Annotated in this window: 22 protein-coding genes and 2 pseudogenes; 16 read left to right on the forward strand and 8 right to left on the reverse strand. The window is 63.3% G+C overall.

Features of this window, described 5'->3' with window-relative positions; all coding sequences use genetic code 11:
* Positions 1–32 precede the first annotated feature (32 nt).
* Together ACPDZI_RS14735 and ACPDZI_RS14740 are read left to right on the forward strand one after the other, a co-directional pair.
* Positions 33–839, forward strand: a complete 807-nt coding sequence (locus tag ACPDZI_RS14735; protein ID WP_438833380.1) for a siderophore-interacting protein — start codon at positions 33–35, stop codon at positions 837–839.
* A 258-nt stretch (positions 840–1,097) separates the two neighbouring features.
* Positions 1,098–2,204, forward strand: coding sequence for a 3-deoxy-7-phosphoheptulonate synthase (locus ACPDZI_RS14740; RefSeq protein WP_438833382.1), 1,107 nt, complete (start codon positions 1,098–1,100; stop codon positions 2,202–2,204).
* Positions 2,205–2,786: 582 nt separating this feature from the next.
* Here ACPDZI_RS14740 and ACPDZI_RS14745 read toward each other — a convergent pair.
* On the reverse strand, positions 2,787–3,197 hold the full coding sequence (locus ACPDZI_RS14745) for an H-NS family histone-like protein (RefSeq protein ID WP_017410727.1): 411 nt from the start codon (positions 3,195–3,197) through the stop codon (positions 2,787–2,789).
* Positions 3,198–3,604: 407 nt separating this feature from the next.
* Entirely contained in the window at positions 3,605–4,027 is a 423-nt protein-coding gene (locus ACPDZI_RS14750; protein WP_438833383.1) for a GNAT family N-acetyltransferase, read from the reverse strand.
* A 186-nt stretch (positions 4,028–4,213) separates the two neighbouring features.
* Here ACPDZI_RS14750 and ACPDZI_RS14755 point away from each other — a divergent pair, with 186 nt between their 5' ends.
* From ACPDZI_RS14755 to ACPDZI_RS14765, 3 genes are all read left to right on the forward strand, one after another.
* Positions 4,214–4,714, forward strand: a complete 501-nt coding sequence (locus ACPDZI_RS14755) for an SRPBCC family protein (protein ID WP_076360148.1) — start codon at positions 4,214–4,216, stop codon at positions 4,712–4,714.
* A gap of 362 nt (positions 4,715–5,076) precedes the next feature.
* The gene (locus ACPDZI_RS14760; protein ID WP_268032444.1) at positions 5,077–5,778 is read left to right on the forward strand and encodes a winged helix-turn-helix domain-containing protein; all 702 of its coding nucleotides are present in this window, start codon (positions 5,077–5,079) and stop codon (positions 5,776–5,778) included.
* The gene (locus tag ACPDZI_RS14765; RefSeq protein ID WP_438833384.1) at positions 5,775–6,254 is read left to right on the forward strand and encodes a hypothetical protein; all 480 of its coding nucleotides are present in this window, start codon (positions 5,775–5,777) and stop codon (positions 6,252–6,254) included. Before ACPDZI_RS14760 ends, ACPDZI_RS14765 begins: the two co-directional genes overlap by 4 nt.
* Before the next feature lie 95 nt (positions 6,255–6,349).
* Here the strand turns inward: ACPDZI_RS14765 and ACPDZI_RS14770 are convergent.
* Together ACPDZI_RS14770 and puuR are read right to left on the reverse strand one after the other, a co-directional pair.
* Positions 6,350–7,628 (reverse strand): annotated as a pseudogene (locus ACPDZI_RS14770) (NAD(P)/FAD-dependent oxidoreductase).
* 51 nt (positions 7,629–7,679) lie between these two features.
* Positions 7,680–8,291 (reverse strand): HTH-type transcriptional regulator PuuR, encoded by a 612-nt coding sequence (puuR, locus tag ACPDZI_RS14775; RefSeq protein WP_076360156.1) that lies wholly within the window; start codon positions 8,289–8,291, stop codon positions 7,680–7,682.
* A 310-nt stretch (positions 8,292–8,601) separates the two neighbouring features.
* On the opposite strand from puuR, the gene ACPDZI_RS14780 reads away from it, so the two are divergent.
* The 6 genes from ACPDZI_RS14780 (at position 8,602) to ACPDZI_RS14805 (ending at position 15,054) form a co-directional block, all read left to right on the forward strand.
* A complete protein-coding gene (locus ACPDZI_RS14780) occupies positions 8,602–10,065 on the forward strand; it encodes an NAD-dependent succinate-semialdehyde dehydrogenase (RefSeq protein ID WP_438833385.1) in 1,464 nt (487 codons plus the stop codon).
* A 149-nt stretch (positions 10,066–10,214) separates the two neighbouring features.
* Positions 10,215–11,504, forward strand: a complete 1,290-nt coding sequence (gene gabT / locus ACPDZI_RS14785; RefSeq protein ID WP_438833386.1) for a 4-aminobutyrate--2-oxoglutarate transaminase — start codon at positions 10,215–10,217, stop codon at positions 11,502–11,504.
* 235 nt (positions 11,505–11,739) lie between these two features.
* A complete protein-coding gene (locus ACPDZI_RS14790) occupies positions 11,740–11,865 on the forward strand; it encodes a hypothetical protein (protein ID WP_257622350.1) in 126 nt (41 codons plus the stop codon).
* The gene (locus ACPDZI_RS14795) at positions 11,862–13,205 is read left to right on the forward strand and encodes an APC family permease (RefSeq protein WP_076360162.1); all 1,344 of its coding nucleotides are present in this window, start codon (positions 11,862–11,864) and stop codon (positions 13,203–13,205) included. Before ACPDZI_RS14790 ends, ACPDZI_RS14795 begins: the two co-directional genes overlap by 4 nt.
* 356 nt (positions 13,206–13,561) lie before the next feature.
* Positions 13,562–13,711, forward strand: a complete 150-nt coding sequence (locus tag ACPDZI_RS14800) for a hypothetical protein (RefSeq protein ID WP_162901840.1) — start codon at positions 13,562–13,564, stop codon at positions 13,709–13,711.
* Complete coding sequence (locus ACPDZI_RS14805; RefSeq protein ID WP_041218484.1) at positions 13,711–15,054, forward strand: APC family permease; 1,344 nt, start codon at positions 13,711–13,713, stop codon at positions 15,052–15,054. Before ACPDZI_RS14800 ends, ACPDZI_RS14805 begins: the two co-directional genes overlap by 1 nt.
* Before the next feature lie 98 nt (positions 15,055–15,152).
* Here ACPDZI_RS14805 and ACPDZI_RS14810 read toward each other — a convergent pair whose 3' ends face one another.
* Complete coding sequence (locus ACPDZI_RS14810) at positions 15,153–15,533, reverse strand: hypothetical protein (RefSeq protein ID WP_026080453.1); 381 nt, start codon at positions 15,531–15,533, stop codon at positions 15,153–15,155.
* A 248-nt stretch (positions 15,534–15,781) separates the two neighbouring features.
* Between ACPDZI_RS14810 and ACPDZI_RS14815 the strand changes: the two genes are divergently transcribed.
* The 5 genes and pseudogenes from ACPDZI_RS14815 to ACPDZI_RS14835 all read left to right on the forward strand — a co-directional run bounded on the left by ACPDZI_RS14815 (position 15,782) and on the right by ACPDZI_RS14835 (position 22,879).
* Complete coding sequence (locus ACPDZI_RS14815; RefSeq protein WP_041218483.1) at positions 15,782–16,936, forward strand: sodium:phosphate symporter; 1,155 nt, start codon at positions 15,782–15,784, stop codon at positions 16,934–16,936.
* Between the two features lie 163 nt (positions 16,937–17,099).
* The gene (locus ACPDZI_RS14820; RefSeq protein ID WP_016351483.1) at positions 17,100–17,570 is read left to right on the forward strand and encodes an FKBP-type peptidyl-prolyl cis-trans isomerase; all 471 of its coding nucleotides are present in this window, start codon (positions 17,100–17,102) and stop codon (positions 17,568–17,570) included.
* Between the two features lie 243 nt (positions 17,571–17,813).
* Positions 17,814–18,581 carry a DODA-type extradiol aromatic ring-opening family dioxygenase gene (locus ACPDZI_RS14825; protein ID WP_011706806.1) on the forward strand — a complete coding sequence of 256 codons (768 nt, stop codon included), beginning with the start codon at positions 17,814–17,816 and terminating at the stop codon, positions 18,579–18,581.
* 164 nt (positions 18,582–18,745) lie between these two features.
* Positions 18,746–22,011, forward strand: a pseudogene (locus ACPDZI_RS14830) (response regulator).
* Between the two features lie 190 nt (positions 22,012–22,201).
* Positions 22,202–22,879, forward strand: coding sequence for a Crp/Fnr family transcriptional regulator (locus ACPDZI_RS14835; RefSeq protein WP_139474240.1), 678 nt, complete (start codon positions 22,202–22,204; stop codon positions 22,877–22,879).
* A gap of 77 nt (positions 22,880–22,956) precedes the next feature.
* Here the strand turns inward: ACPDZI_RS14835 and tsgA are convergent, their stop codons facing one another.
* From tsgA to ACPDZI_RS14850, 3 genes are all read right to left on the reverse strand, one after another.
* Positions 22,957–24,120 (reverse strand): MFS transporter TsgA, encoded by a 1,164-nt coding sequence (gene tsgA, locus ACPDZI_RS14840; protein WP_069527484.1) that lies wholly within the window; start codon positions 24,118–24,120, stop codon positions 22,957–22,959.
* 54 nt (positions 24,121–24,174) lie between these two features.
* Positions 24,175–24,876, reverse strand: coding sequence for a purine-nucleoside phosphorylase (gene deoD / locus ACPDZI_RS14845; protein ID WP_005303072.1), 702 nt, complete (start codon positions 24,874–24,876; stop codon positions 24,175–24,177).
* Positions 24,877–25,158: 282 nt separating this feature from the next.
* The gene (locus ACPDZI_RS14850; RefSeq protein WP_181363641.1) at positions 25,159–25,536 is read right to left on the reverse strand and encodes a hypothetical protein; all 378 of its coding nucleotides are present in this window, start codon (positions 25,534–25,536) and stop codon (positions 25,159–25,161) included.
* Positions 25,537–25,574: the final 38 nt, after the last annotated feature.

The following is a 25,574-nucleotide window of genomic DNA, read 5'->3' on the forward strand; positions in this document are numbered from 1 at the left end:
AATGGGCGCCATTATCAGTCAGGAGTATGCCCATGTCCCAGTCCCCCCCGGTCAATCGTCCCCGTCTGCTCACGGTCAAGCACATTCAGGATGTGAGCCCGCACCTGCGCCGGATCTGCCTGACCAGCCCGGAGCTCGCTGACTACCCCTTCACCTGTGGCGGCGCCCATATCAAGATCATGCTGCCCCAGCCGGGCCAGTCCCACGCCGTGCTGCCCACCCCCACCCCGCAGGGGCCGCGCTGGGAAGATCCGAGCCAGCGCCCCATCATGCGCACCTTCACCATTCGCGCATTTCGCCGCGAGGCGCTGGAGCTGGATATCGACTTTGCCCTGCACGGCGATGGCGGCCCCGCCAGCCGCTTTGCCAACGAGGTCAAACCAGGCGACCTGCTGGCCATCTCGGGCCCAGGTGGTCCGGACCCCATGCTGCAGCCCGCCAGCCACTACTACATGGTGGGGGATCTCACCGCCCTGCCCGCCATCAGCGCCATGGTCGAGGTGATGCCCGCAGATGCCCGCGGTCACATCGCCCTGCTGGTGCCCTATCAGGAAGATGTGCAGGATCTGTCGCTGCCCGCCGGGGTAACCCTGCGCTGGTTTATCGGCTCCCCCGAAGAGACGGCGCCGCTGGTAGAGTATTTCACCGCCCTGCCACTGGAGGAGCAACAGAGCTACTTCTGGTTCGGTGGAGAAGAGGGATTGGTGGTCCCCATGCGCCGCCACGTACGGCGCACGCTCGAGGTGGATCGCACCCGGGTCTACGCCGTACCCTACTGGCGCCACGGCAAGGACGAAGAGGCCTATCACCACGCTCGTCACGACGTGATGGATAGCTAAATCAGCTGATTTTGTCCTTAAATATCAAGCCCATGGTCTGCCGGCCATGGGCTTGATTGCCATTGGTGCAATGCCACCCGTCTGCTCTCCCCCCATTCTGGTATGCCGCTCGGTTGTGCTTGCATTTGTGGCCGACAGCAAGATAATGATAATCACTCTCAACAATAACAGGTGATGACGCCCCATTGCAGCTCCCTCGCCCGGGTCCCGGTGTGGAGTGCACGTCATTCACTCCATTTGCACAGCAAGGTAATCCAGATGGCAGTCTTGAACTCGGTAATGCGCGCCTTCGCGGTGGAGGCTCTCCCCACTCCTGCCGACCTGTTGGCACTTCACCCCTGTCCCGCCGACCTGGCAACCCGGATCGATCAGCACCGTCAGCAGGTTCGCCAGATCCTGAGCGGGGAAGACGATCGCCTGCTGGTGGTCATCGGCCCCTGCTCCATTCACGATCCCCTCGCCGCCCTCGATTACGCCCGGCGGCTGGCGGTGCTGGCCCACGACTATCGGGATCGGCTGCAGATAGTGATGCGCACCTATTTCGAGAAGCCCCGCACCACAGTGGGCTGGAAAGGGCTGGTGTTCGATCCCCATCTGGACGGCAGCAACGACATCGGTCATGGCCTGCAGCTGGCACGCCAGCTGCTGCTCGACATCAACCAGCTGGGGCTGGCCACCGCCACCGAGTTTCTCGATACCACCAGCTTCCTCTACCTGGCCGATCTCATCAGCTGGGGAGCGATCGGCGCCCGGACCACGGAGTCACAGGTGCACCGGCAGCTGGCCTCGGCCCTGCCCTGTCCCATCGGTTTCAAGAACGGTACCGATGGCAACATCCGGGTGGCCATCGATGCCATCCAGGCCAGTGAAGCCTCCCACCTGTTTACCGCCCCCGGCAGCCAGGGCGGCATGGTGGTGATCAAGAGTGAGGGCAACCCGGCTGGCCACATCATCTTGCGCGGTGGCACCCGCCCCAATTATCACCAGAGCGACGTGGAAGAGGCGGCCGAGCGACTGGCACGGCAGGGGCTCACGCCCCGACTGATGGTGGATTGCAGCCACGGCAACAGCCAGAAGCTGCACAAGAACCAGATCCGGGTAGCAGGAGAGCTCTGCCGCCAGCTGGGGGAAGGCAGCGACGCCATCGCCGCCGTCATGGTCGAGAGCTTCCTGCAGGGGGGCAGCCAGAAACCGGCGCCGCTGGCCGAGCTGGTGTATGGCCAGTCGGTCACCGATGCCTGCCTGTGCTGGGACGATACCCAGACGCTGCTCGCCATGCTGGCAGAGGCCGTCGAGACACGGCGCCAGCATTCTGGTCGGGCACAACCAGACATCACCCGCTGGCATGCCCAGCTGGCCAGTTGAACCACCATCAGCAATAAGGCTCCCGCAACGGGAGCCTTATTATTTTGCCGATATTCCTGCCCTGTCGACCGCTCGGGGCTACCGATTTAATGACCAGCTCACTCTTTTTCCATGCAAAGTACACTGACATTCGGATCCGGCTGGAATTAATAATATGTTGGCTCAGGTATTACCCACTGCTGGCAACAGACAAGCCGTTCCCCCCGGTCAGGGTGGATAACCACACCGTAAAACCCAGCAGGTTGCGGAGCAAAAAAGAGACACGCCTTGCGACTGACTTAATGCTTTTCCCATTGCCACATCATCAGCCAGCTAATACCCGACGGGCTATATGAGTCCAGATATGGCTAACATTCCGGTGATCACGATGACAACAAAAGCGTGCACAGGGAACAATGGGTACGACCATTTCCAATTAATCATTCCATCATGGGGCGACCAATTGACGTGCAGAGTGCCGGTCTGAATGCGACACAGCAAGGTCGTATCAGAGGAGTTGGGGAATTGACAGAAGGTATTTTTGGTGAGCACAAATAATAATGCCGCCTCATGGGCGGCATTATTCATGACTGATCCTGTGGATCAGATCAGGAAATCATTCAGATCCTTGCCCAGTGCCACTTGTTCGGCAATGGCTTTCGGCATGCGGCCCTGACCGGTCCAGGTTTTCTCCTGGCCATCTTCCTGGTACTTGTACTTGGCAGGACGCGGGGCGCGCTTGCTCTTGGTCGCACCAGCAGCGGCAGCCGGGGCGGCGGCGCTGTTCAGCAGCTCACGGGGATCGATACCGGCCTGCTGCAGCATTTCAGTGAACTCGCTCAGCTTGCGCTGACGCTCTTCCTGTTCGGCACGCTCTTGTTCAACAGACTCGGCACGCTCGTTATATACCAGCTCGAACTTTTCTTTTGCTTCTTGCAGCTGTTCAAACGGCAATTCACGGATGGCAGCGCGCAGGCTGCGAATGTTCAGCAGAACTTTCAGAAACTCGTTCATTACTTCCTCACAGAATTATTTTTGTTTGTCACAGGGATAACACAGCTTGAGAATAGCACGGCTGTTTGATGACAACATAATGATTTTATAGCCGCTGTCACTTTCTTAACAAAAAAGTGGCTGAATATACCGCTGACTTTATTCAGCCATTCCCCATTACGTCACACCAGCTCCACTTTTGCCATGCATTTCCCCATTCCGAGCATGGCAAATAGCGCAGATATGCCTCGCTATATTTTCTATCACAGTTACACGCGCTATTTTCACAATTGGCTACGGTTGTTAAAACCTGACTCATCCACATGAGACTCAAGGTAGACGATTGACACTATATATTGCCGGCAGCTCGCCACTGCCGGAGATCCCTCTCTGACCCCCTGATGGAATAGATGCTGGGATCTGGCGCACTATTCCAGGATCAGTCGCCGCCAGGGGCCGGTGATCTCGCAGTGGCCGGTTTCTGCCGTATTCTGCCACCCCAGCCGATGATAAAAGGCCAGCGCCGCCGTGTTGTGGGTCGCCACCTTGAGCGAAGCAGGCTTTTGATAAGAGGCCAACCCGTGATCCAGTAGGGCCCGTCCCACCCCCTGCCCATGCCAGTCGGCCGAGACATACAGGTGGTGAACGAAGCTGTCCTCTCCCCAGATGGAGACAAACCCGCAAGGCGCCCCACCCTGCTCGGCTACCCAGATTTGCTCGCCCCGGGTCTGCTCGTCAAAATCTTCCAGCCGAAAATGAGCGGGATCGACCCAGTGAAAAGTCTGCCGCCGCCCTTTGAGAAACAGCCGTGCCAACTGGGGAATATCCGTCTCTTGCATGACTCTGATCATCAAAGCGTCCTTGTCATTGTGACTGCCTGACCCCACTCTCGATGGAACACAGGCACTGTGTCAAATCGCACGGGCATAATAGTCTCTCGGCGATGGCAGGGGTGTGACACACCTCTGTCCATTTCATAAGCCATGGGACTATACTGCCTGAGTCCCATGTATGGATGGTTTGAGGCTCGCTGATTTATGGATAACAAGCAGATAGAAGGCAACATTTTTGTTCCGGCCCATATCGACGATGTCTGGCGCGCCTGGACAACCGAGAGTGGCCTGCGCAGTTTTCTTGCACCGGAGTGCCTGATGGTGCCCGAACCGAATGGTCCCTTCGAAATCTATTTCAGACCCGATGCCCCGCTGGGTGAACGTGGCAGCGAAGGTTGCCGGGTGATGGCCGTCATGCCCCACGACCTGCTCAGCTTCAGTTGGAATTTCCCACCCTCCCTGCCCCACATCCGCCTGCAGAAGACCCAGGTCAGCCTGCGCTTCGTGCCGGAAGGCCAGGGTACCAGGCTCTACTTCCTGCAAACCGGCTGGGCCAACGACCCGGACTGGGATCAGGGCTACGCCTATTTTCGCGAAGAGTGGCTGGAAGTGAGCCTGCCGCGCCTGCAATACCGCTTCACCCACGGCCCCATCGACTGGAACAACCCGCCGGACAAGCAGCAACTGAAATCCTTGGCTCAGTAAGAGCCCATATAAAGAAGAACACCGCCAGCAGGCGGTGTTCTTCTTTATGCAAAGTCGATGCAAGCGGACTTACTGCAGAGCGGCGGCACGGTCAATTACTGTGCCGGCCAGAGCACCGACACTCTCTTCGCGGGTCGCTTCAGTGGTGCTAGCACCTTGCTCGGCATTCATGCAGCTCGTTGATTCGCCCATCCTGCCACGGGGTGAGCGCCTGTCATCCAGTGCCCGCCCCTTGCCTCTCGCGCCCGTGGGGAGCCAGCCTCGGCGGCCCCATCTCCCCCTTGACAAGGGGGGACGCCCCCGTCAGATTTCACCTTCTACCTATTAATAAGCAACATCATCTGCGAGACGATCACCGCGCCATGGATCCGGATCACGCCCCTCACCTGCATACCTTCGGTCGCTTTGTTCTGGATTCGAAACAGCTCACCCTGACCCGCTCTCAGGATGGAAACCCAACCAGCGTGCGCGTGTCTGCCGCGGAGGCGCGTCTGCTGCACTTCTTCCTGACCCATGCCGGCAGCCTGCACAGCAAGGAGACCCTGCTCGCCATCGGTTGGGACGGGCGACCGGTGAGTGCCAGCTCCCTGCCCGTGGCCATTGCCAACCTGCGCCGCTATCTGGATACCCCAGAGCAGGAGGCGGTGATCCGCACCTTGCCCCGCCAGGGCTATCTGTTGATGTTGTCGCCCGCCGCCATGCAGGTCATCCCCACAGCCAGCACGCCCTCCCTGAGCGAACCTGCCGACCCAGCGCCCTTGCCGGAGGTGGACGAGCCTGTCGCCGCCCTGCCCGTTGCCGCTTCCCGGGATGCCGTGCCCATCCCTTTGCCACGCTGGCAACAACGGCTGCTGCTCGGGGTGATGGGGTTGTTTCTCGCCTTGCTGCTGCTCACCGGCCTCTATCTGAGCGCAACCTGGGTCTCGGTGCGCTGCGAACCGGCCGGTCAGGGCACGCTCTGCCGAACCCAGAAAGCGGCATCCCGTCTGCCCACTCCGGCAGCAGGCGAGATCTGGCTGATGGTCGGGGAAGAACAGGCCAAATTCGAGGAGAAGAAGCCATGAAACGCGCCGCCCTGACCCGCCTGCTCTTCGGGCTCAGCGCCACCGGCATGATGCTGGTGGGCCTGGTGCTCATCAACAGCCTGGGCTGCAACTACGAGATGCACCTCGCCTCCAAGGAGGCGGATTACTACGCCGTCTGCCGAGCCGGGAAGTTCACCGTCATCGAGCGCGACCGCTACACCAAGGCGAAGTGGATGGTGAGCGCCTATCAGGCGGTGCTCGGCAACCAGCTCATCTTCCTGGTGACCGATCGCACCCTCATCGAGCGGCCCGACAAGCAATCGGCGCTGAGCGACATCAATCAGGTGGAGGGCACCTTTAGCATGCCCCTCAACTACGGCTGGCAGATGATCACGCCAGAGCAGATCGCCATCTTCCAGCACTCGCCCCACCCCGAGCTATTGCAGGGCCACTTGGAGGGCTGGCTCGACTTCTACCACAAGTTCTGGCCGGCCACCCCGCTGCGAGCGCAGTAACCACTGACTCGCCGCCAGGGCTCACAAATCTCTCAGTTGCCAAACAACAAGGCCACCCCAGGGTGGCCTTGTTGTTGCTATGGACTGCCTGGCAATCACACCCCCAGCCGGTCGCGCAGGGTGTACCAGGCGGCGCCGGCGGCGGTGAAGGGGATCCGGAACAGACGGCCACCCGGGAAGGGGTAGTGCGGCAGTTTGGCGAACGCATCGAAGCGCTCCGCCTGGCCGCTCAACACCTCGGAGAGCAGCTTGCCCGCCAGATGGGTGCAGGTAACACCGTGGCCGCTATAACCCTGCATGTAGTAGATGTTGGGGCCGATGCGACCAAACTGCGGCAGGCGCGACAGGGTGAGCAGGAAGTTGCCGGTCCAGGTGTACTCCACCTTGACGTCCGCCAGTTGCGGGAAGGTTTTCAGCATCTTGGGAATGATCAGCCGCTCGATGTCCGCCGGATCTCGCGCCCCATAAACCACGCCACCGCCATAGATCAGCCGGTGATCACCGGAGGTACGGTAGTAGTCGAGCAGATAGTTGCAATCTTCCAGGCAGTAGTTTTGCGGCAGCAGCGAGGCGGGCCCGCTCCTCTCCCAGCACCTCGGTGGCGATCACCTGGGTGCCGCAGGGCATGCTCTTGCCGGCGAGCTCGGGCACCAGATTGCCGAGGTAGGCGTTGCCGGCCACCACCACGAAGCGCGCCTTTACCGCCCCCTTGGCGGTCTTGACCAGCGCAGGCGTGCCCGGGATGATGCTGGTGACGGCGGACTGCTCAAAGATCTTGCCACCCTGCAAGCGAATGGCCTCCGCCTCCCCCAACGCCAGGTTGAGGGGGTGGATGTGGCCGCCGCTCTTGTCGAGCAGGGCGCCGACGTAGCGATCGCTCGCCACCACCTCGCGCACGCCGTCGGCATCGAGCAGCTCCAGCTTGTCGTTGCCCCACTTCTCCCAGCGCGCCTTCTGCGCCTTGAGCTCGTGCAGCTGCTTCTCGGTCTCGGCGGCGAACACCCCGCCCTCCTGCAGATCGCACTGGATGTTGTAGCGCTTGATCCGCTCGCGGATGATCTGGCCCCCCTCAAACAGCATGGAACCGAGCAGCCTGGCCTGATCCGGCGGGCAGTTCGCTTCTATGGTGTCGATATCACGGCTGTAGGAGTTGACGATCTGGCCGCCGTTGCGACCGCTGGCACCAAAACCGACACGGGCCGCCTCCAGCACCACCACCGAATAGCCCTTTTCCACCAGGTGCAGCGCGCTGGAGAGGCCGGTATAACCCGCCCCGATGACGCAGACGTCGCACTCCAGCTGTTCGGTCAGCGTCGGATAGGGCGCGTGTTTATTGGCACTGGCTGCGTAGTAACTGTTTACATGTTCGGTCATGATCCCTGTTTCCTTACCGGTTCTTTTCCCAAACGAGACGATGTCTCGGCACTAGAAGTTGGCCGGGGTGTGGGCGCTGACGATGCGGCACACCTGCCCCGACGGATTGCTGAAACTGTGGGGCTCGCCCGTGTCGATCACGTAGCTGTCCCCGGCGCTGAGCGGATAGGCCTGGCCCGCCACCGTCAGGATCACCGATCCCTCCAGCACGGTGCCCACTTCCTCCCCCAGATGCGTGACCTGGCCGCCGGTGTCGGTACCGGGGGCGTAGGTCTCCAGCATGAAGCCGAGCTGGCGGCGGTTGTTGCCGTTGTGTACCAGCTTCATGGAGACCCCCTGGCTGCCCAGCTCGATCAGCTGCTCGGCCTTGATCACCACGCTCGGCGTACCGCCCTCCTCTTCCGCGAAAAAACGCGACAGCGGCAGTTCATAGACACTGAGCAGCTTTTGCAAAGAGGCCACCGAGGGGCTCACCTTGTCCTGCTCTATCATGCAGATGGCGCCATGGGTCAGCCCGCTCAGCTCGGCGACCCGCCGCTGGGAGAGCCCGAGCCGGCGACGGGTCGCCGCCAGACGCTCACCCATGCTCTGCGCCACCCCTTTGCCCGTCATGGGGTTGTCGGTCATGGACTGCCAGCGCGTCTCGCCCTGTGATTGCTGCATTCGGCCACCTCCTTGTGTGCCTGTCAGGTGCCAGCTGGGCACCCGGTTAAAATAGCGAGTCAACCTGACCGGCCTGTTTGTTATCCTGCACAGCACATGCCGTTCATTATTTTGCACACCCTGCACCACAAAAACCGGTAAAATCGCTCCAACAGCTCCATTTCTAGCACGCGAGACACAGTTTACTCAAATATATTTAACACTTGAAAAACATTTCAGCTCAATTTATGGTCTTCCTGTGCTTATTATTCTATACGGTGGCGGCACAGGATGAGCCGGCCCCCTGACCCACAATCGAGGCTTGCTATCTATGTCAGCATCACAACCCGCACTCTCCCTGATCAAATCCCTTGCCTATATAGATGGCCGCTGGTGTGAAGCCGGCGGCGGACGCCGGTTCGAGGTGCACAACCCGGCCACCGGTCAGGTCATTACCCAGGTGCCCGACATGGACGAGGGTGACACCCGCCGCGCCATCGCCGCCGCCCACGCGGCCCAGCCCGGCTGGGCCGCGCTCACCGCCAAGGAGCGCAGCAACCGGCTCTACGCCTGGTTCGAGCTCATCATGGCCAACCAGGAGGAGCTGGCCCGCATCATGACCTGCGAGCAGGGCAAGCCGCTGGCCGAGGCCAAGGGGGAAGTGGCCTACGGCGCCAGCTTCATCCAGTGGTTCGCGGAAGAGGGCAAACGCGCCTACGGCCGCACCATTCCGGGCTTCTCCAGCGATCGCCGGCTGGCCACCATCAAGCAGCCGGTGGGGGTGGTCGCCGCCATCACTCCCTGGAACTTCCCCATCGCCATGATCACCCGCAAGGCGGGCCCGGCGCTGGCAGCCGGTTGCACCATCGTCATCAAGCCGGCCGCCGAGACCCCGCTCTGTGCCTTGGCGCTGGCGGCACTGGCGGAGCAGGCAGGCATCCCGGCCGGAGTCATCAACATCGTCACAAGCCATCAGGCCGCAGCGGTGGGCAACGAGCTGTGCAACAACAAGACGGTGCGCAAGCTCTCCTTCACCGGATCCACCCGCATCGGCAAGCTGTTGATGCGCCAGTGCGCCGACACCATGAAGAAGCTGTCGCTGGAGCTGGGCGGCAACGCCCCCTTCATCGTGTTTGACGACGCCGATCTCGATACCGCCGTTGCCGGGGCGCTCGCCTCCAAATACCGCAACGCCGGCCAGACCTGTGTCTGCGCCAACCGCATCCTGGTGCAAGCCGGCATCTACGACGCCTTCGCCGAGAAGCTCACCGCCGCAGTCAAGGCCTTCAAGGTGGGCGACGGCATGAGCGAGGGCACCCAGATAGGCCCGCTCATCAACCCGGCCGCCGCCAGCAAGGTGGCCGAGCTGGTCAAACAGGCCACCGCCGCCGGCGCCGAGCTGTTGCTGGGGGGCGAAGCCCACCCCGCCGGCCCGCTCTTCTACCAGCCCACCATTCTGGGCAAGGTCGATAAAGCCAACCCCATCCTGCAGGAGGAGATCTTCGGCCCGGTGGCGCCGCTGGTGCGCTTCGAGACCGAAGCCGAGGCCATCGCCCTGGCCAACGACACCCCCTATGGTCTGGCCGCCTACTTCTATGGCCGCGACATCGCCCGCGTCTGGCGGGTGGCCGAGCAGCTTGAATACGGCATGGTCGGCATCAACGAGGGGATCATCTCGACCGAATTGGCCCCCTTTGGCGGCATCAAGGAGTCGGGCCTCGGTCGTGAAGGGGCGGCCGAGGGGCTGGAGGAGTACCTCGAGACCAAATACCTCTGCTTCGGCGGCATCCGCTAGGCAGTCACATCTTGCGCCGGCGGCCGGGCCTGCAACAGGGGCCCGTCCCCCGCTGGCACAGCCATATCAGTTCACAAGGACGAAGTGAGTGCTCCCAAGGGTGCCTCGCCACATTGAGACAGGGGCCCCCGGCCCCTCAGGGAGGAAAGATGAGTCAGTCAGCATCAAACAAGGCGTGGCAAGCACGCCGTGAAGCCGCCGTGGTCAACGGCGTCGGCACCCTGCTGCCGGTGTTTATCGACCGGGCGCAAAACGCCGAGCTGTGGGATGTGGAGGGCAACCGCTACATCGATTTTGCTTCCGGCATCGCCGTGCTCAACACCGGCCACAACCACCCGAAAGTGGTGGCCGCGGTGCGCGCACAGCTGGAAAAATTCAGCCACACCTGCTTCCAGGTCACCCCCTATCCCGGCTATATCGAGCTGGCGGAAAAGTTGAATGCCCTGGTGCCCGGCCCCACCCCGAAGCGTACCCTGTTTCTCTCCACCGGCGCCGAGGCGGTGGAGAACGCCATCAAGATCGCCCGTGCCCACACCGGTCGCAGCGGCACCATCGCCTTCAAGGGGGGCTTTCACGGCCGCACCATGATGGGGATGGCGCTCACCGGCAAGGTGGTGCCCTACAAGACCGGCTTCGGCCCCTTCCCGGGAGAGGTCTATCACCTGCCCTTCCCGAGCGACTACCTGGGTGTGAGCGAGGCCGATGCGCTGGCCGCACTGGATCTCTGCTTCAGCTCGGATATTGAACCGACCCGGGTGGCCGCCATCATCATCGAGCCGGTGCAGGGTGAAGGGGGCTTCTACCCCGCCTCCGCCAGCTTCATGCAGCGCCTGCGCCAGCTGTGCGATCAGCACGGCATCCTGCTCATCTGTGACGAGATCCAGAGCGGTTTCTGTCGCACCGGCAAGACCTTCGCCACCGAATATGCCGGCATCGAGCCGGACATCATGACCCTGGCCAAGAGCCTGGCCGGCGGCTTCCCGCTCTCCGCCGTGGTGGGCAAGGCGGAGGTGATGAACGCCGCCAAACCGGGTGGGCTGGGCGGCACCTATGCCGGCTCCCCCATCGCCTGCGCCGCCGCCCTGGCGGTGCTGGAGGTGATCGAGGAGGAGCAGCTCAACCAACGGGCCCAGGCTCAGGGCGAGCAGATCAAGGCCCGCCTGCAGCAGCTGGCGGAGCGCTTTGACTGCATCGGCGACATCCGCGGCCCCGGCGCCATGGTAGCCATGGAGCTGGTCAAGCAGCGCGATGCGGCCAGACCAGATGCCGACCTCACCAAGCGGCTGGTGGCCGAGGCGGGCAAGCGTGGGCTGGTGCTGCTGGCCTGCGGTGTGCGCGCCAACGTCATCCGCTTCCTGGCGCCGCTGACGGCCTCGTCGGCCCTCATCGACGAGGGGCTGGATCTGCTCGAGCAGGCCCTGCTGGCAGCCCAGGGCTGATCAGAACCGCAACATCCGCTCATCAGTGCAAAAAAATGCGTTTTTGCCCCCTTGATATGCTTGTCAAGGGGGCAACACGAATGCACAATGCGCCGCCGCAACAAAGGACCGACCACTTGCTGAGTCAGGTTCTTTTTTTACGGCAAACAAATCCACAACGAGGCCGGAACCGACCGGAAATGATAGCGAGATGGGTTGCCATCTCACGACACCCGCTTCTCTAGTGAGGAACACCATGGGGTATTTCACTGCTTTCCTGCCGGCCCACGCCGGTCTGCGCCGCCTCTCTGGCGCCCCCTATGCCCAGGTTGATACCGTCAGCCTGATCCCTTCGGCCCGGATTGAGGGGAAAGCACAATGAATGCCCAACCCGTCGGCCTGAAAAAAAGCCTCAAACTGTGGCACGTGGTCATCATGGGGCTGGCTTACCTGACCCCCATGGCCGTGTTTGACACCTTCGGCATCGTCACCGAGATCACCGAAGGCCATGTGCCCACCGCCTACCTGTTCGCCCTCATCGGCATGCTGTTCACCGCCATGAGCTACGGCCACCTGGTACGCAAGTTTCCCTCGGCAGGCTCCGCCTATACCTATGCCCAGAAGGTGTTTCACCCTTACGTGGGTTTCATGGTGGGCTGGGTCTCCCTGCTCGACTACATGTTCATGCCGATGATCAACATGTTGCTGGCCAAGATCTACATGGAGGCCCTGTTCCCGAGCGTGGAACCCTGGACCTACATTCTCGGTCTGGCCACCGTCATGACCCTGCTCAACCTGCGCGGCATCAAGCTGGTGGCCAACTTCAACAGCCTTATCGTCATCATGCAGTTCAGCATCATCGCCGTCTTCATCGGCCTCATCGCCTGGGGTGTCTACCATGGCGAGGGGCTCGGCACGGTGGCGAGCAGCCGTCCCTTCTTCTCCGAGCACATGAATATGGCTCCCCTGCTCACCGGCGCCTCCATTCTCTGCCTGTCGTTCCTCGGCTTTGACGCCATCACCACATTGAGCGAAGAGACCCCGGACGCCTCCCGGGTGATCCCCCGCGCCATCGTGCTGACGGCGCTGATCGGCGGCGTGCTGTTCATCTCCGTCTCCTACTTCCTGCAGCTGTTCTTCCCGGACATCTCCCGCTTCCAGCAACCGGATGCGGTGCTGCCGGAGATCGCCCTCTATGTGGGCGGCAAGCTGTTCCAGGCGGTGGTGCTGGTCTGCACCACGGTGGCGGTGCTGGCCTCCGGACTCGCCTCCCACGCCGGCGTGTCACGCCTGCTTTACGTGATGGGGCGGGATCGCGCCCTGCCGAGCCGCTTCTTCGCCTACGTTCACCCGACCTGGCAGACCCCGGCCCTGAACGTGCTGCTGGTGGGGGTACTGGCCCTCTCGGCGGTGTCATTCGACCTGGAGATGGCGCTGGCGCTGATCAACTTCGGTGCCCTGGTGGCCTTCACCTTCGTCAACCTGGCGGTGATCGCCCACTTCTACGTCAAGCTCGGTCACAACAAGACGCTGCGGGACCATCTGGTGTTCCTGCTGCTGCCCCTGTGCGGAGCCGCCTGCATCGGCGTGCTCTGGCTCAACCTGGAGCCAGCCTCCTTCGAGCTGGGGCTGATTTGGGCCGCTCTCGGCGCCCTCTATCTGCTGCTGCGCCTCACCGTGTTCCGGGTCCAGCTGCGCCGTCCTGAAACCGACGCTTCCTGAGCCTTCTTTGCTTTCACCGCGCCCGCCCTCTGCGGGCGCTTTTTTTTACCCCTGTCAGCCCTGCGCAACAGCCATTTTCGCGCTGGGCCTGCGTCGCTGCAGCCCCCGTCAACACTGGCTGCCAGCCCGGTGGCGCAGCCCAACCTGACCCAGGTCAACAAAATCCCCCGACCGGGGCTTTTTTGCTTGTTTCCTCCCCCCCTGAGGGCACAATACGCCGCCCCTGAGAGCCGATGTTTTTTGCAGCATCGGTTCTTCGTTTTTTAGGGGAAAACCACATTCACCAAGAGGCCGGACTTTGTACCGGAATTGATATCGAGATTGCCAGGCAATCTCCCGACGTTGTGAGGAAAAACATGGGGCATTTCACTGCTTTCCTGCCGGTGCCCGCCGGCGTACGCCACCCGTCTGTGCTGCAGACCGGCGTCCCCTGTGTCCAGCGACGCGCTGCGTCCCTGATCCCGTCCCCCTTCGCCGACCTGGCGATCGCAGAGGAGAAAGCGTGATGGCCGGTGCCAAGCTGCTCAAGACGCTCACCCTCTTCCAGGTAGTGGTGATGGGTCTGGCTTACCTCACACCCATGGCGGTATTCGATACCTTTGCCATCGTCGGTGACATTACCGAAGGCCGCGTCGCCACCGCCTATCTGCTGGCGCTCGGCGGCATCCTGCTGACCGCTTTCAGCTATGGCCATCTGGTGCGCCGCTTCCCCTCTGCGGGCTCGGCTTATACCTATGCCCAGAAGGTGTTCAACCCCTACATCGGTTTCATGGTCGGCTGGTCCTCCCTGCTCGACTACATGTTCATGCCGATGATCAACATCCTGCTGGCCAAGATCTACCTGACCGCCATGTTCCCCGGCGTCGAGCCCTGGATCTTCATCTTCGGTCTGGTGACCGTGATGACCTTCCTCAACCTGCGCGGCATCAACCTGGTGGCCAACTTCAACGGCGTCATCGTCTTCATCCAGCTCGCCATCATCACCGTCTTCCTCGGCCTGATGGGCTGGGGCATCTATCACGGTGAAGGGGCGGCGACCCTGCTGAGCAGCCGGCCGTTCCACTTCGAGTCGGCCGGCATGGTGCCGCTGTTTACCGGCGCCACCATCCTCTGCTTCTCGTTCCTGGGCTTTGACGGCTTGAGCTCGCTCTCCGAAGAGACCCCCAACGCCGGCAAGGTGATCCCGCGCGCCATCGTGCTGACTGCGCTCATCGGCGGCATCATCTTCGTGGCCGTCTCCTACTTCCTGCAGCTCTACTTCCCGGATCTGGCCCGCTTCAAGGAGCCGGACGCCGTGCTGCCGGAGATCGCCCTCTACGTCGGCGGCACCCTGTTCCAGAGCGTGGTGCTGGTGTGCACCACGGTAGCCGTACTGGCCTCCGGCATGGCTGCCCACGCCGGCGTGTCGCGCATCCTCTACGTGATGGGGCGCGATCGCATGATCCCGGAGCGAGTATTCGGCTACATCCACCCGAAATTCCGCACCCCGGCCATCAACGTGCTGATGGTGGGCGCCCTGGCGCTCTCCGCGGTATCGTTCGATCTGGACATGGCGCTGGCGCTGGTGAACTTCGGTGCCCTGGTGGCTTTCACCTTCGTCAACCTGTCGGTCATCGGCCAGTTCTGGGTACGCGAGAAGCGCAACAAGAGCCTCAAGGAACACCTGCTGTTCCTGGTGCTGCCACTGCTGGGCGCCGCCACCATAGGCGCGCTCTGGATCAACCTGGAGCAGAGCTCGCTGGAGCTGGGCCTGATCTGGGCCGGCCTTGGCGTCACCTACCTGTTCCTGCGCCTCGCGGTGTTCCGCATCCCCTTCCGTCAGTACGAAGAGGCGGCCGACTCCCAGTAAGGGCGACGAGCAGACGCACAAATGCAGAAGGGGAGCCATGGCTCCCCTTCTTGCTGTGCACGCCGCGCTCGCGGCCCCGCCCAAAGCAGGCTGGCAGATCAGCCCTGATTGATCACCGCGGTGGCGGCCGCCTTGAGCGGATCCTTGGCCACCGCCTTCACATCCTGCTGGGTCTGCTTGAGCTGCTGACCGGCCTGATTGACCTTCTGCTGGGTCCCCTGCAGCTGGCTCTTGCCCTCTTTGAGGCCGGCAGTTTTCTGGTCCAGCGCATCCGTGGTGTGCTTCTTCACCTCGGCCTTGGCCTTCTCTTTCTGCTGGCGCACCAGCTTGTCGGTATCGCAGTTGCCCTTGACCCCCAGGGTCGCGTTGAGCGCCTCGTTCTTCACCGCCTTGTCGAGGTTGCACTCGGATTTGAACACGCTCGCCTGCGCACCGGCAGACAGCAGACCCAGGGACAGACACAGCACCCATGCACGCATAACAACATCACTCTCGTTGAGGGAAGGAAAGGGGACAGCATAGCCCCCTGACTCCCGGCTGCAAGCCGCGCGGGGGATCTGCGGCCAAAGCGGCCGGGATCCCGGCCAGCTCCGACACCTCCTGTCCAATGAGCCCCGCCATCCATGTCATCAAAACATCACAAAAGTGTCACTTTGTCATATTTCTGTCATGGAGCCTTGGTCTAATGCGCCCGTCCATTTTCACGCAGACTGTCCCAAGAGGCTTCATGCACAGCACACCATCTTTTGCACAACAGCAGACCCGTCGTACCGGCCCACTGTTCAACTGGCTCGCTGTCATCACCCTGATCTACCTGATCCTGGTTGCCGTCGGCGCCGTCTCCCACGGCTTCAAGGGCTTCTCCGGCGGCGCCGAGGGCGCGGCCCAGATCTTCGCCTTCGCCAACAACCCCTTCGTCGCTCTGCTGCTGGGCATCCTGGCGACCGCCCTGGTGCAATCCTCCAGCACGGTGACCTCGGTCATCGTCGGCCTGGTGGCCGGCGGCCTGCCCATCGGCATGGCCATCCCCATGGTGATGGGCGCCAACCTCGGCACCACCATCACCAACACCATCGTCTCCCTCGGTCATATCCGGGATCGGGGCGAGTTTCGCCGCGCCTTTGCCGCCGCCACCGTGCACGACTTTTTCAACCTGCTGGCGGTGTTCATCTTCCTGCCGCTGGAACTGATGTTCGGCCTGCTGCAAAAGAGCGCCGAGGCGCTGGCCGACCTGCTGGCGGGCTCCGCCGACATGTCGATGCAGGGGATGGACTTCATGAAGCCGCTGCTCTCCCCGGCCCTCACCTTCATCGACGGCCTGGTGGCCTTCCTGCCGGGCAAAGGGCCCGCCATCGCCACCATCTGCATCGGCATCCTGTTGATCCTCGGCTGCGTCACCTGGCTCGGCAAGGTGCTGCAACGGGTGCTGGTGGGCCGTGCCAGAGATCTGTTGCACCGGGCGCTGGGCCGCGGCCCGCTGACCGGCATCGCCTCCGGCACCCTGGTCACCGTGATGGTGCAGTCCTCTTCCACCACCACCAGCCTGATGATCCCGCTGGCCGGCGGCGGCGTGTTCAGCACCCGTCAGCTCTACCCCTTCACTCTGGGCGCCAACATCGGCACCACCATCACCGCCCTGCTGGCCGCCACCGCCATCAGCGGCGCCGGGGCCAAGCTGGCGCTGACCATCGCCCTGGTGCACGTGCTGTTCAACCTGTTCGCCGTGGTGCTCATCTACGGAGTGCCCTTCCTGCGCGAGCTGCCGGTCAAGGCGGCCGAGGGGCTGGCCCGGGTCGGCAGCGAGAACAAGCTGCTGGCGCTCGGTTACGTGGCAGGCCTCTTCTTCGCCCTGCCCGCCCTGATGATGGTGGCCGCCAAGTAACGACAGGGGCCGGGGGATGCGCTGCGTCCCTCGGCTCTGGCTCTAACTCTGGCTTTGCCCGTCCAGTCACATCTTGCCGCCCGCCGGCTCGCCCTCGCCCCCCGGCTGGGATAAGATGCCGCTCTCACTGCCCTCTCGGCATTTCACGACATAGGGATACCCGATGAAATTTGTTTTGATCGCGCTGCTGGTTGCCGGCGTCGCCTACTACTTCTACTCGAGCAGCAACAACAAGAAGCAGGCCGTGGAAAACGTGCGCAAGGGCGCCGAGTTCCTCGCCGCCAACAAGGAAAAACCCCTGGTGACCACCACCGCCTCCGGCCTGCAGTATGAAGTGCTGACCCCGGGCACCGGCACCGTCCACCCCACCGCCACCAGCAAGGTGAAGGTGCACTACGAGGGCAAGCTGCTGGACGGCACCGTCTTCGACAGCTCGGTCGCCCGTGGCGAGCCCATCGAGTTCGGCCTCAACCAGGTGATCGCCGGCTGGACCGAAGGGGTACAGCTGATGGTGGAAGGGGAGAAGACCCGCTTCTACATCCCCGCCAACCTCGCCTACGGCGATCGCGCCGCCGGCAAGATCCCGCCGGGATCTGTATTGATCTTCGACGTGGAGCTGCTGGGTATTCAGTAAGTTGTTGATGGCAGGCCTGTCGCCTGTTTGATTCCCCAAGGCCGGCCACTACGCCGGCCTTGTCATGAGTAAAACCGCCCTCCCCCCCATCACTATCAACCAATAGTGAACAGTGCTTATTCATCAAGCTAGATTGTTAACTTCATTATCGGGGCAGATAATGACCATATCGTCAGTGGCATGTCGCCCTGGCCCAGGGTTTTCGGTGCGCCGCGCACCGGCACAACGCATATGGAGTCTGTCATGTCTATCGCCCCCGTCTGGTTCATCTCCCATGGCGCCCCGGATCTGGTTCTGCGCGACCAGCCGGCGACCCATTTCCTCAAGAATCTGCGCCTTGGCGATCTCAAGGGGCTGGTGGTCATCTCGGCCCACTGGTTTACCCGCAGCGAGCTGCAGATCAACGTCGAGCCCAATCCGGCCTTGATGTACGACTTCTACGGCTTCCCCGAGCCGCTCTACCACATCCGCTGGCCGGCCAGCAGCCCGCTCTGGCTGCAGGAGGCGGTGAGCGATCAGCTGCTGCTGGCGGGCCTGCCCGCCGAGCCGGTGCGCCGCGAGCTGGATCACGGGGTCTGGTCGCCGCTCTCGCTGATGGATCCCGCCAGCAGCGTCCCGCTGGTGCAGCTCTCCATCCCGGCCAGCTTCACCCCGCGCCAGCTGTGGCAACTGGGGGAGGCGCTGCAGCAGTTGCGCGCCCAGGGGATCGGCATCCTGGCCTCCGGCGCCATCACCCACAACCTGCGGGCACTGGGGCCGGAAAACTCGCCGGTGCCGGGCTGGGCCCGCAGCTTCGTCAACTGGCTGGAGCTGACCATGAGCGAGGGCGATCGGACCGCGCTGGAAGATTACCGGGCGCGCGCGCCGGGGGCGGTGGAGTCCCATCCCCACGACGATCACCTGCGCCCGCTGTTCGTGGCGCTCGGCGCCGCTGGCCAGGACAAGCCCGTCAAGCTGCACGACAGCTGGGATGGCGGCAGCCTCTACATGGGCTCCTACCGCTTCGGTTGAGCCCTGGCAGTGCCAGACAGCGCAAGATGGCGGGTCGCTTCCCGCCATTTTTTATGGCGCCGGCACTGACAAACTGCTGAATAGAGGTTCATTGTCCGCCGCTCTTCGGTAGAATCGCCGCTTTCGATCACCATCTGACCAGCGGGAGGGGGCGCAAGCCGGCAATGAACCTTATTCAACCCCTGCTGCTGCTCTGCCTGCTGTTTCCCCTCTGCGCCCAGGCTCTCACCCTGCACAGCCGTCACTACCTGCAAAGCAGCCCGGCCCCCACGCAGGCGGCCGAACAGCAGTGGCTGGCCCGGCACCCGTTGCTGCGCGTCGGCGTGCTGCGCCACGACTACCGCCCGTTCGCCATGACCGGGCCGGACGAGCACTTCGAGGGGATCTCCGCCGACTATCTCGACATCGTCGCCAAGACCCTGCAAAAGCCGGTCGAACTGCGGGTGTTCGACGACAAGCAGAGCGCACTGGCGGCGCTGCGGGCGGGGGAGCTTGACCTCGTCAATCTCGGCAACCTCAGCCTGAGCGGCCCCGACCAGGCGGGCATCGCCCTCAGCCAGCGCTATTTCAGCAGTGCCCCGGTCTTCTCGGCGCTCGCCGCCGAACAAGGCCCGCTGCTGCTGCCGGGCCAGCGGGTCGCCACCGTGCAGGGGTATGTGGACGAGGCCGCCTTCAAGCGCTACTACCCGGATCTGGTGCTGGTCAACTACCCCTCCAACGTGGCGGCCTTCGATGCGGTTTTCTTCGGCCGCGAGCCGTTGCTGCTAAGCGACCCCCACTCCCTGCACTACCTCAACAGCGAGCGCTTCGACAAGATCCGGCAGCGCAGCCAGGCACAGCCCGCCATCGCGGCAGACGGCTTTCGCTTTGCGGTTTCGGCCGACAGCCCCCGGCTGCTGGCGCTGCTCAATCACGCCCTGGCGGGGGTGAGCGACATCACCCACAGCCTCATCTTCAGCCAGTGGAACGGCCCCATCCGCGACATCGTCGAGCGCCCCAGTGAGCTCTACAGTGCAGAGGAGCTCGCCTGGCTGGCGACGGCCGGCCCGGTCAGGGTATGGCTGATGGACGATCTCTACCCCTACGGGGTGCGCGACTACGACAACCAGCTCACCGGCATGTCGGTGGAGATGCTGGAGAAGATCAGCCGGCGCTCCGGCCTGCGCTTCGAGTTCGTCAGTTATGGCTCGGAGCTCGCGCGCAACGAGGCCCTGCTCAGGGGCGAGCTGGATCTCATCGGCGCCATCTCCCGCCCGGTAGCCGAGAGCTACCGGCTGCGCCCCTCCCTGCCCTATGCCACCGACGACATCTATGTGCTGGTGGCCCGCAAGGGGGATGCCTTGAGCGGCGATCTGGCACAGCTTGCCGGCAAGCGGGTGGGCAGCACCCACTACAACCCCATCGCCCGGCGGCTCGACAACAGCAGAGTGAGCTATCTGGAGAGCGCCGACGAGGCGATGGCGGCGGTCGACGACGGCCGGCTCGACGCCGCCATCGTGCCGCTCTATTTTGCCCAGCATGCGGTGGAGTGCGGCCGCCTCAGCCAGATCCGCATCGCCGGCCCCGCCGACAACCAGCCCATCCGGATGGGCTTTGCCAGTCTGCCGGGCAACCGGATGCTGATGGAGATCATCGACAAGACCATCCTCTCCATCGCCCCCAACGAGCTGGCCACCATGAGCTACCAGTGGCGCAACCGCAAACTGCCGGCCCCCACCTTCATGGAGCGCAACGCCCCCTACTTCTACCTGCTGCTGGCCGGCCTGTTCGCTATCGCCCTGCTGCTGCTCTATCGCAACCGCATGCTCAACCGGCTGGCCCGCTCGGAGCAGGCCTCCCGCCGCCAGCTGGAGGAGCACGTGCGCTTCATCGAGGCGCTCGGCGAGAGCCTGCCCCACCCCATCGTCGTGCGCGACAAGCGCGGCAAGGTGATCCTCTGCAACAGCAAGTACCTGGCCATCCTCAACGCCCCCATCGAGCGGGTGCTCGGCACCTCGTTTGCCGAGGGGCTCAAGGGGCTGCTGGGCACCGAGGCCATCACCACCCTGGAGCAGGATTTTCAGCAGGTGCTGCAAAGCGGCAGCCCCATCTTGTCGGATCGCATCTTCAGCCAGCGCGGCCCGCGCCAGTTCGTCTACCACTGGATGGTGCCCTACTTTGACTACCGCGGCGCCATCAGCGGGGTGATCAACGGCTGGATCGACATCACCGAGCGCAAGACCATGGAGGAGGCGCTGCGCCGCGCCAAGGAGCAGGCCGACCGCGCCAGCCGTGCCAAGAGCGACTTTTTGGCCACCATGAGCCACGAGATCCGCACCCCCATGAACGCCATCCTCGGCATGCTGGAGCTGGCGAGCCAGGATCCCGCCCTCGCCCCCTACACCGGCGAGCAGCTGCGCATCGCCTCCGAATCCGCCAACGGCCTGCTGGATCTCATCGGCGACGTGCTGGACATCTCCAGCATAGAGTCGGGCCAGCTGACCCTGGCCCCCGAGCCGTGCGAGCTGGCGCCGCTGCTGCAATCGGTGGCCCGCGCCTTTGCGGGCATGGCCGAGCAGAAGGGGCTCAACTACCGGGTCGAGCTGGATCCCCTGCCGCGGGTGCTGATCGACGGGCCGCGCCTGCGCCAGATCGTTTTCAACCTGCTCGGCAACGCCATCAAGTTCACCGAGCGGGGGGAAGTGAGCCTGCAGGCCAGCCTAGTGGGGAGCGCGGAGCAACCCCAGTTGCACCTGCTTATCCGCGACAGCGGGGTGGGCATAGCCCCCGACAAGCTGCCCGGGCTGTTCAACCCCTTCTACCGCGCCCACGACCCCTACCAGTTCGCCGGCACGGGTCTTGGCCTCAACATCGCCCGCATGCTGTGCCAGCTGATGGGGGGCAAGATAGCGGTCAGCAGCGAGCTTGGCGCCGGCACCGAGCTCAGGATCCGGCTGCCGCTCACCCCGCTGGCGCCAGAACCAGCATGCGAACCCTTGCCTGCACCGCGCGATGTCACGTCGGCCATAGAGCACTCACCCAAGCGGCCATTCCCCCTGCCGCCGGCCGGCTGCGGGTGCTGGTGGTGGACGACAACCACGCCAACCAGGTGCTGCTGCGCCAGCAGCTCAAGCACCTGGGCCACGAGGTGAGCGTGCGCGGCAACGGCGCCGAGGCGCTGCGGGCCATCCAGAATCAGGACTTCGAGCTCATCATCACCGACTGCCAGATGCCGCTGATGGATGGCTTCGAGCTGACCCGCCGCCTGCGCGCCCGCGGCCACACCCTGCCAATCTGGGGCTTTACCGCCCACGCCACAGCGCGCGAGCGGGAGCGCTGCCTGGCCGCCGGCATGGACGAGTGCCTCTACAAGCCCATCGGCCTGGCCCGGCTGCGCACGGCCTTGGCCAGCCTGGAGCAGAGCGGCGCCAACGCCCTGAGCCCGGTCTGATTATCTGGGCCAGCTTGCGCGGGCCTGCGCTCCCGCCCTATCCGCTCCAGCCTTGTCTGCCCCACTCCTGCCAGCCCGATCCCCTTCACACCCTCGCATGCTCACGCCGGCCCGCCATCTCTTGGGGCTGGAGTCTGCCAGCGGCAGGGTGTGTAATAGCCGTTTGTGTTTGGCGACAACCCGGAACCCCATGCAACTCAAACCCCTTCTCAAGGGGCGCTTTCAGCCCCACTGGCAGGCCAGCCATGATCTCATCGAACAGGTGGTCATCTCCTGCATCACGGAGCGGCGCCTGATCCCCGAGGGGGAGCCCCTGATGCGTCAGGGGGAGCTATTGCGGGATCTGGTGCTGGTGCCGAATGGCCGCATCGCCATGGGCCACACCGCCATGAATGGCCGCCGCTTTCAGCTCGGCACGCTGGAGTGCGACAACCAGCTCTTTGGCGAGATGGAGTTCTTCACCGGCTACCGCTGCCAGCTCGATATCATCGCCGAGGAGCCGCTGGAAGTGGCCCGCATTGATGGCGAGCAGCTGGAGCAGGCGCTGGTCGCCCACCCCAAGGTGGCGCTCTTCTTTGCCACCGCCATTGCCATCGACTATCAGGACACGGTGGATATCTTCACCTGCCGGATGCTCTACCCCATCAGCTACAACATCGCCCTCGACCTCTATCACAGCCACTGCCACGACAACCCGGTGAGCGGCTTTCGCAAGGGGTATCAGGAGGCGGAACGCTTCGGCACCACGGACAGGGTCTACCGGCGGGCGGTGAAAGAGCTGATGGATAAAGGATTGGTGGAACGCGGTGAGGAGGGGTTGCAGATCCGCGATCTGGCGGGGCTCAAGGCCTTTCTGGAGCAGCCATAAGTCGCGGGTATCAGTTGCCGGTTAAAGACAAAAAAGAGGGGCGGTCGATACCGCCCCTATTGCTGTTTACTCCCCGCTCAGGCCAGACATGGCTGAGGGCGTGCCATCCGCAGCGAGGCCACCAGCATGGCGAGGATCACGCCGTAGATAAGCGGGATGGCGTACATCACCGCCTGCAGACCGATCACCTGCTCCAGCAGGGCGCTGATGGCCGGGCTGAACATGGCCCCCGCACTGCCGCTGATGAGGATGTAGGAGACGTTCTTGCTCGATGCCTGCCGCACAAACGACACCCCGTAGGCGATAAAGGCGTTGTAGAGCGCGGCGCAGACAAAGCCGTAACCATAGGTGAGATAAGGCAGCTGGCTCAGGTTGTCGGTGGTGACGATAAGCGCCGTCATCCCCATCGCCAGGGTGATGATCACCAAGAGGAAGGTGCGGATCGCAACGCGGGTCACGATGGCGGTCGAGACCAGCGCGCCAAGCAGGGCCGCCGTCCAGTATTGGGTGATGATGTTGCCCGCCTCCTCGAAGGGGATGCCGAACTTGTTCTTCACGAACATGGGCGCCCAGGTGAGGAAGGTGTAGAGCGCCAGCATGCCTAGAAAAAGCCCCAGCCCGCCGCTGATGATGCCGAGGTTCCACTCCGAGTGCTCGTTGCCGGCGCTCTCGCCGCCCGCCTCGCAACTGCGGAAGTTGGTCAGCACCGCCACCAGCATGGTCGCCAGCGCCACCACACCCACCGCCAGATAGCTCCAGCTCCACGCCATGGCGTGAGTCAGGGTGTAGGTAGTGATAAGCGGAAAGACCACCCCGGCCACGTTGAAGGTGGCATCCTGCACCACCAGCATGGTGCTCTGCATCCGCGCCTGCCAGACGCTCACCACCAGGGTCCCTGCAATGCAGAGCCCCACCCCGCCGCACAGGCCAATCACCGTCATGGCCGCCATCACCACATAGAGCGAGCCGGTCAGATGGAGCGAAGCCGCCGCCAGCGCGATCAGGCCGTAGCAGATCAACGTCATCCGCTTGAGCCCCACCTTCTCGATGAGGAAGAAGGCGGCAATGGTGCCCGCCAGCGCCCCGCCGTTGAGCAGGGAGAAGATGGAGGCCACCTGATTGACGTCGGCGCCAAACTTGGCGGCGATGGGGTCGATCAGCATGCCGAACTGGGTCGCAAAACCAGCCATCACGAAGTTGGCCAGGAAGCTGATGGCAGTGAGGGAGAGCTTATTGTTCATATTGGATCTCTCTTGGGGTCAGGGTGCGTGCAGGGTTGGGCGGGGCCGCGGCGCTTACAGCGCGGTGTGCAGCGCCAGCTCGATCATCTGGTTGAAGGAGAGTTGCCGCTCTTCGGCAGTGGTCTCTTCACCGGTCAGGCAGTGGTCGGAGACAGTCAGGATGGCGAGCGCCTCGATCCCCTGCTGATGGGCCAGCCCGTAGAGACCGGCCACCTCCATGTCGATGCCGAGCACGCCAAACTTCTCCAACGCCGGAATGAGGTTTTCGTCCGGATCGTAATAGAGGTCGCCGGTGAAGATATTGCCCACCTTGACCGGAATCGCCTTCTCCTGCGCCTTGGTAAACGCCTTGTGCAGCAGGGCGAAGTCGGCCGAGGTGGCCATCTGGTAACCGGCGCTGCGCTTGGCGTTGGTCGGGGAGTCGGTGCCCGCCGCCTGCGCCAGAATGACGTCACGCATCTGCACGTGGCGCTGGGTCGCCCCCAGACTGCCGATGCGGATGATCCGCTTGACCCCGAAGTCGTTCACCAGCTCGTGGGCGTAGAGCACCATGGAGGGGATCCCCATGCCGTGGCCCATCACCGAGATACGCTGGCCGTTGTAGTAGCCGGTGTAGCCCAGCATATTGCGCACATTGGTCACCTCGCGCGCATCGGTCAGAAAGGTCTCGGCGATATAGCGGGCCCGCAGCGGATCCCCCGGCATGATGACGGTCTCGGCGAAATCGCCCGGGTTGGCATTGATATGAGCGGTCATTATTGTTGTGCTCCAAGTTTGACTCGTGTGGATGAGGGCATCCTAGCCCCCGCTCCCTCGCCCCTTGCAGGACAAAAGTCCTGTTGCCCCGATCGAGATCCCAGTTCCGGCAACTTCTCTAGGGCCGCCCCACGAGCCCCCGTCGCCGCCGCTTGTTTGCTCTTAATCAGCTCTGCCCTTGCGGCAAGCGCCCCGTCACCCGCTTAGCGATAACGCCCCTGCACCCCAAAAAGCGCGGGGGGCCTGATGGCCCCCCGCAAACACACCGGATGAGAAAATGCCTTACTTGGCGGCGCTATCCTTCACGCACTTCTGGACAAAGCTGTTCTTGGCCGCGCCAGCCAGCTTCTTGTCGGCCGCCGCCTTCTCGCACTTGGCCGCCGGATCCATCGCCGCCCCCGTCTTCACGCACTTCTGGATAAAGCTGTTCTTGGCCGCACCGGCCAGCTTCTTGTCGGCGGCCGCCTTCTCGCACTCGCCGGTCGCGGCGCCAGCGGCATCTTTCACGCACTTGCCGACAAAGCTGGTTTTGGCGGCGCCGTTAAGCTTTTTGGCCGCGGCCTGCGCCTCGCACTGTAACTGGGCTGCGTCGTTGGCAAAGACCGGATTGGCCAGCAGTACGCTGCCGCAGAGCAGGCCGAACAGGATGGTACGCTTCATGGGAGATCTCCTCTCTATCTGGTGATGTGTTTGCATGG

The sequence above is a fragment of the Aeromonas oralensis genome, from assembly GCF_049665575.1.
GTDB classification, from domain to species: domain Bacteria; phylum Pseudomonadota; class Gammaproteobacteria; order Enterobacterales; family Aeromonadaceae; genus Aeromonas; species Aeromonas hydrophila.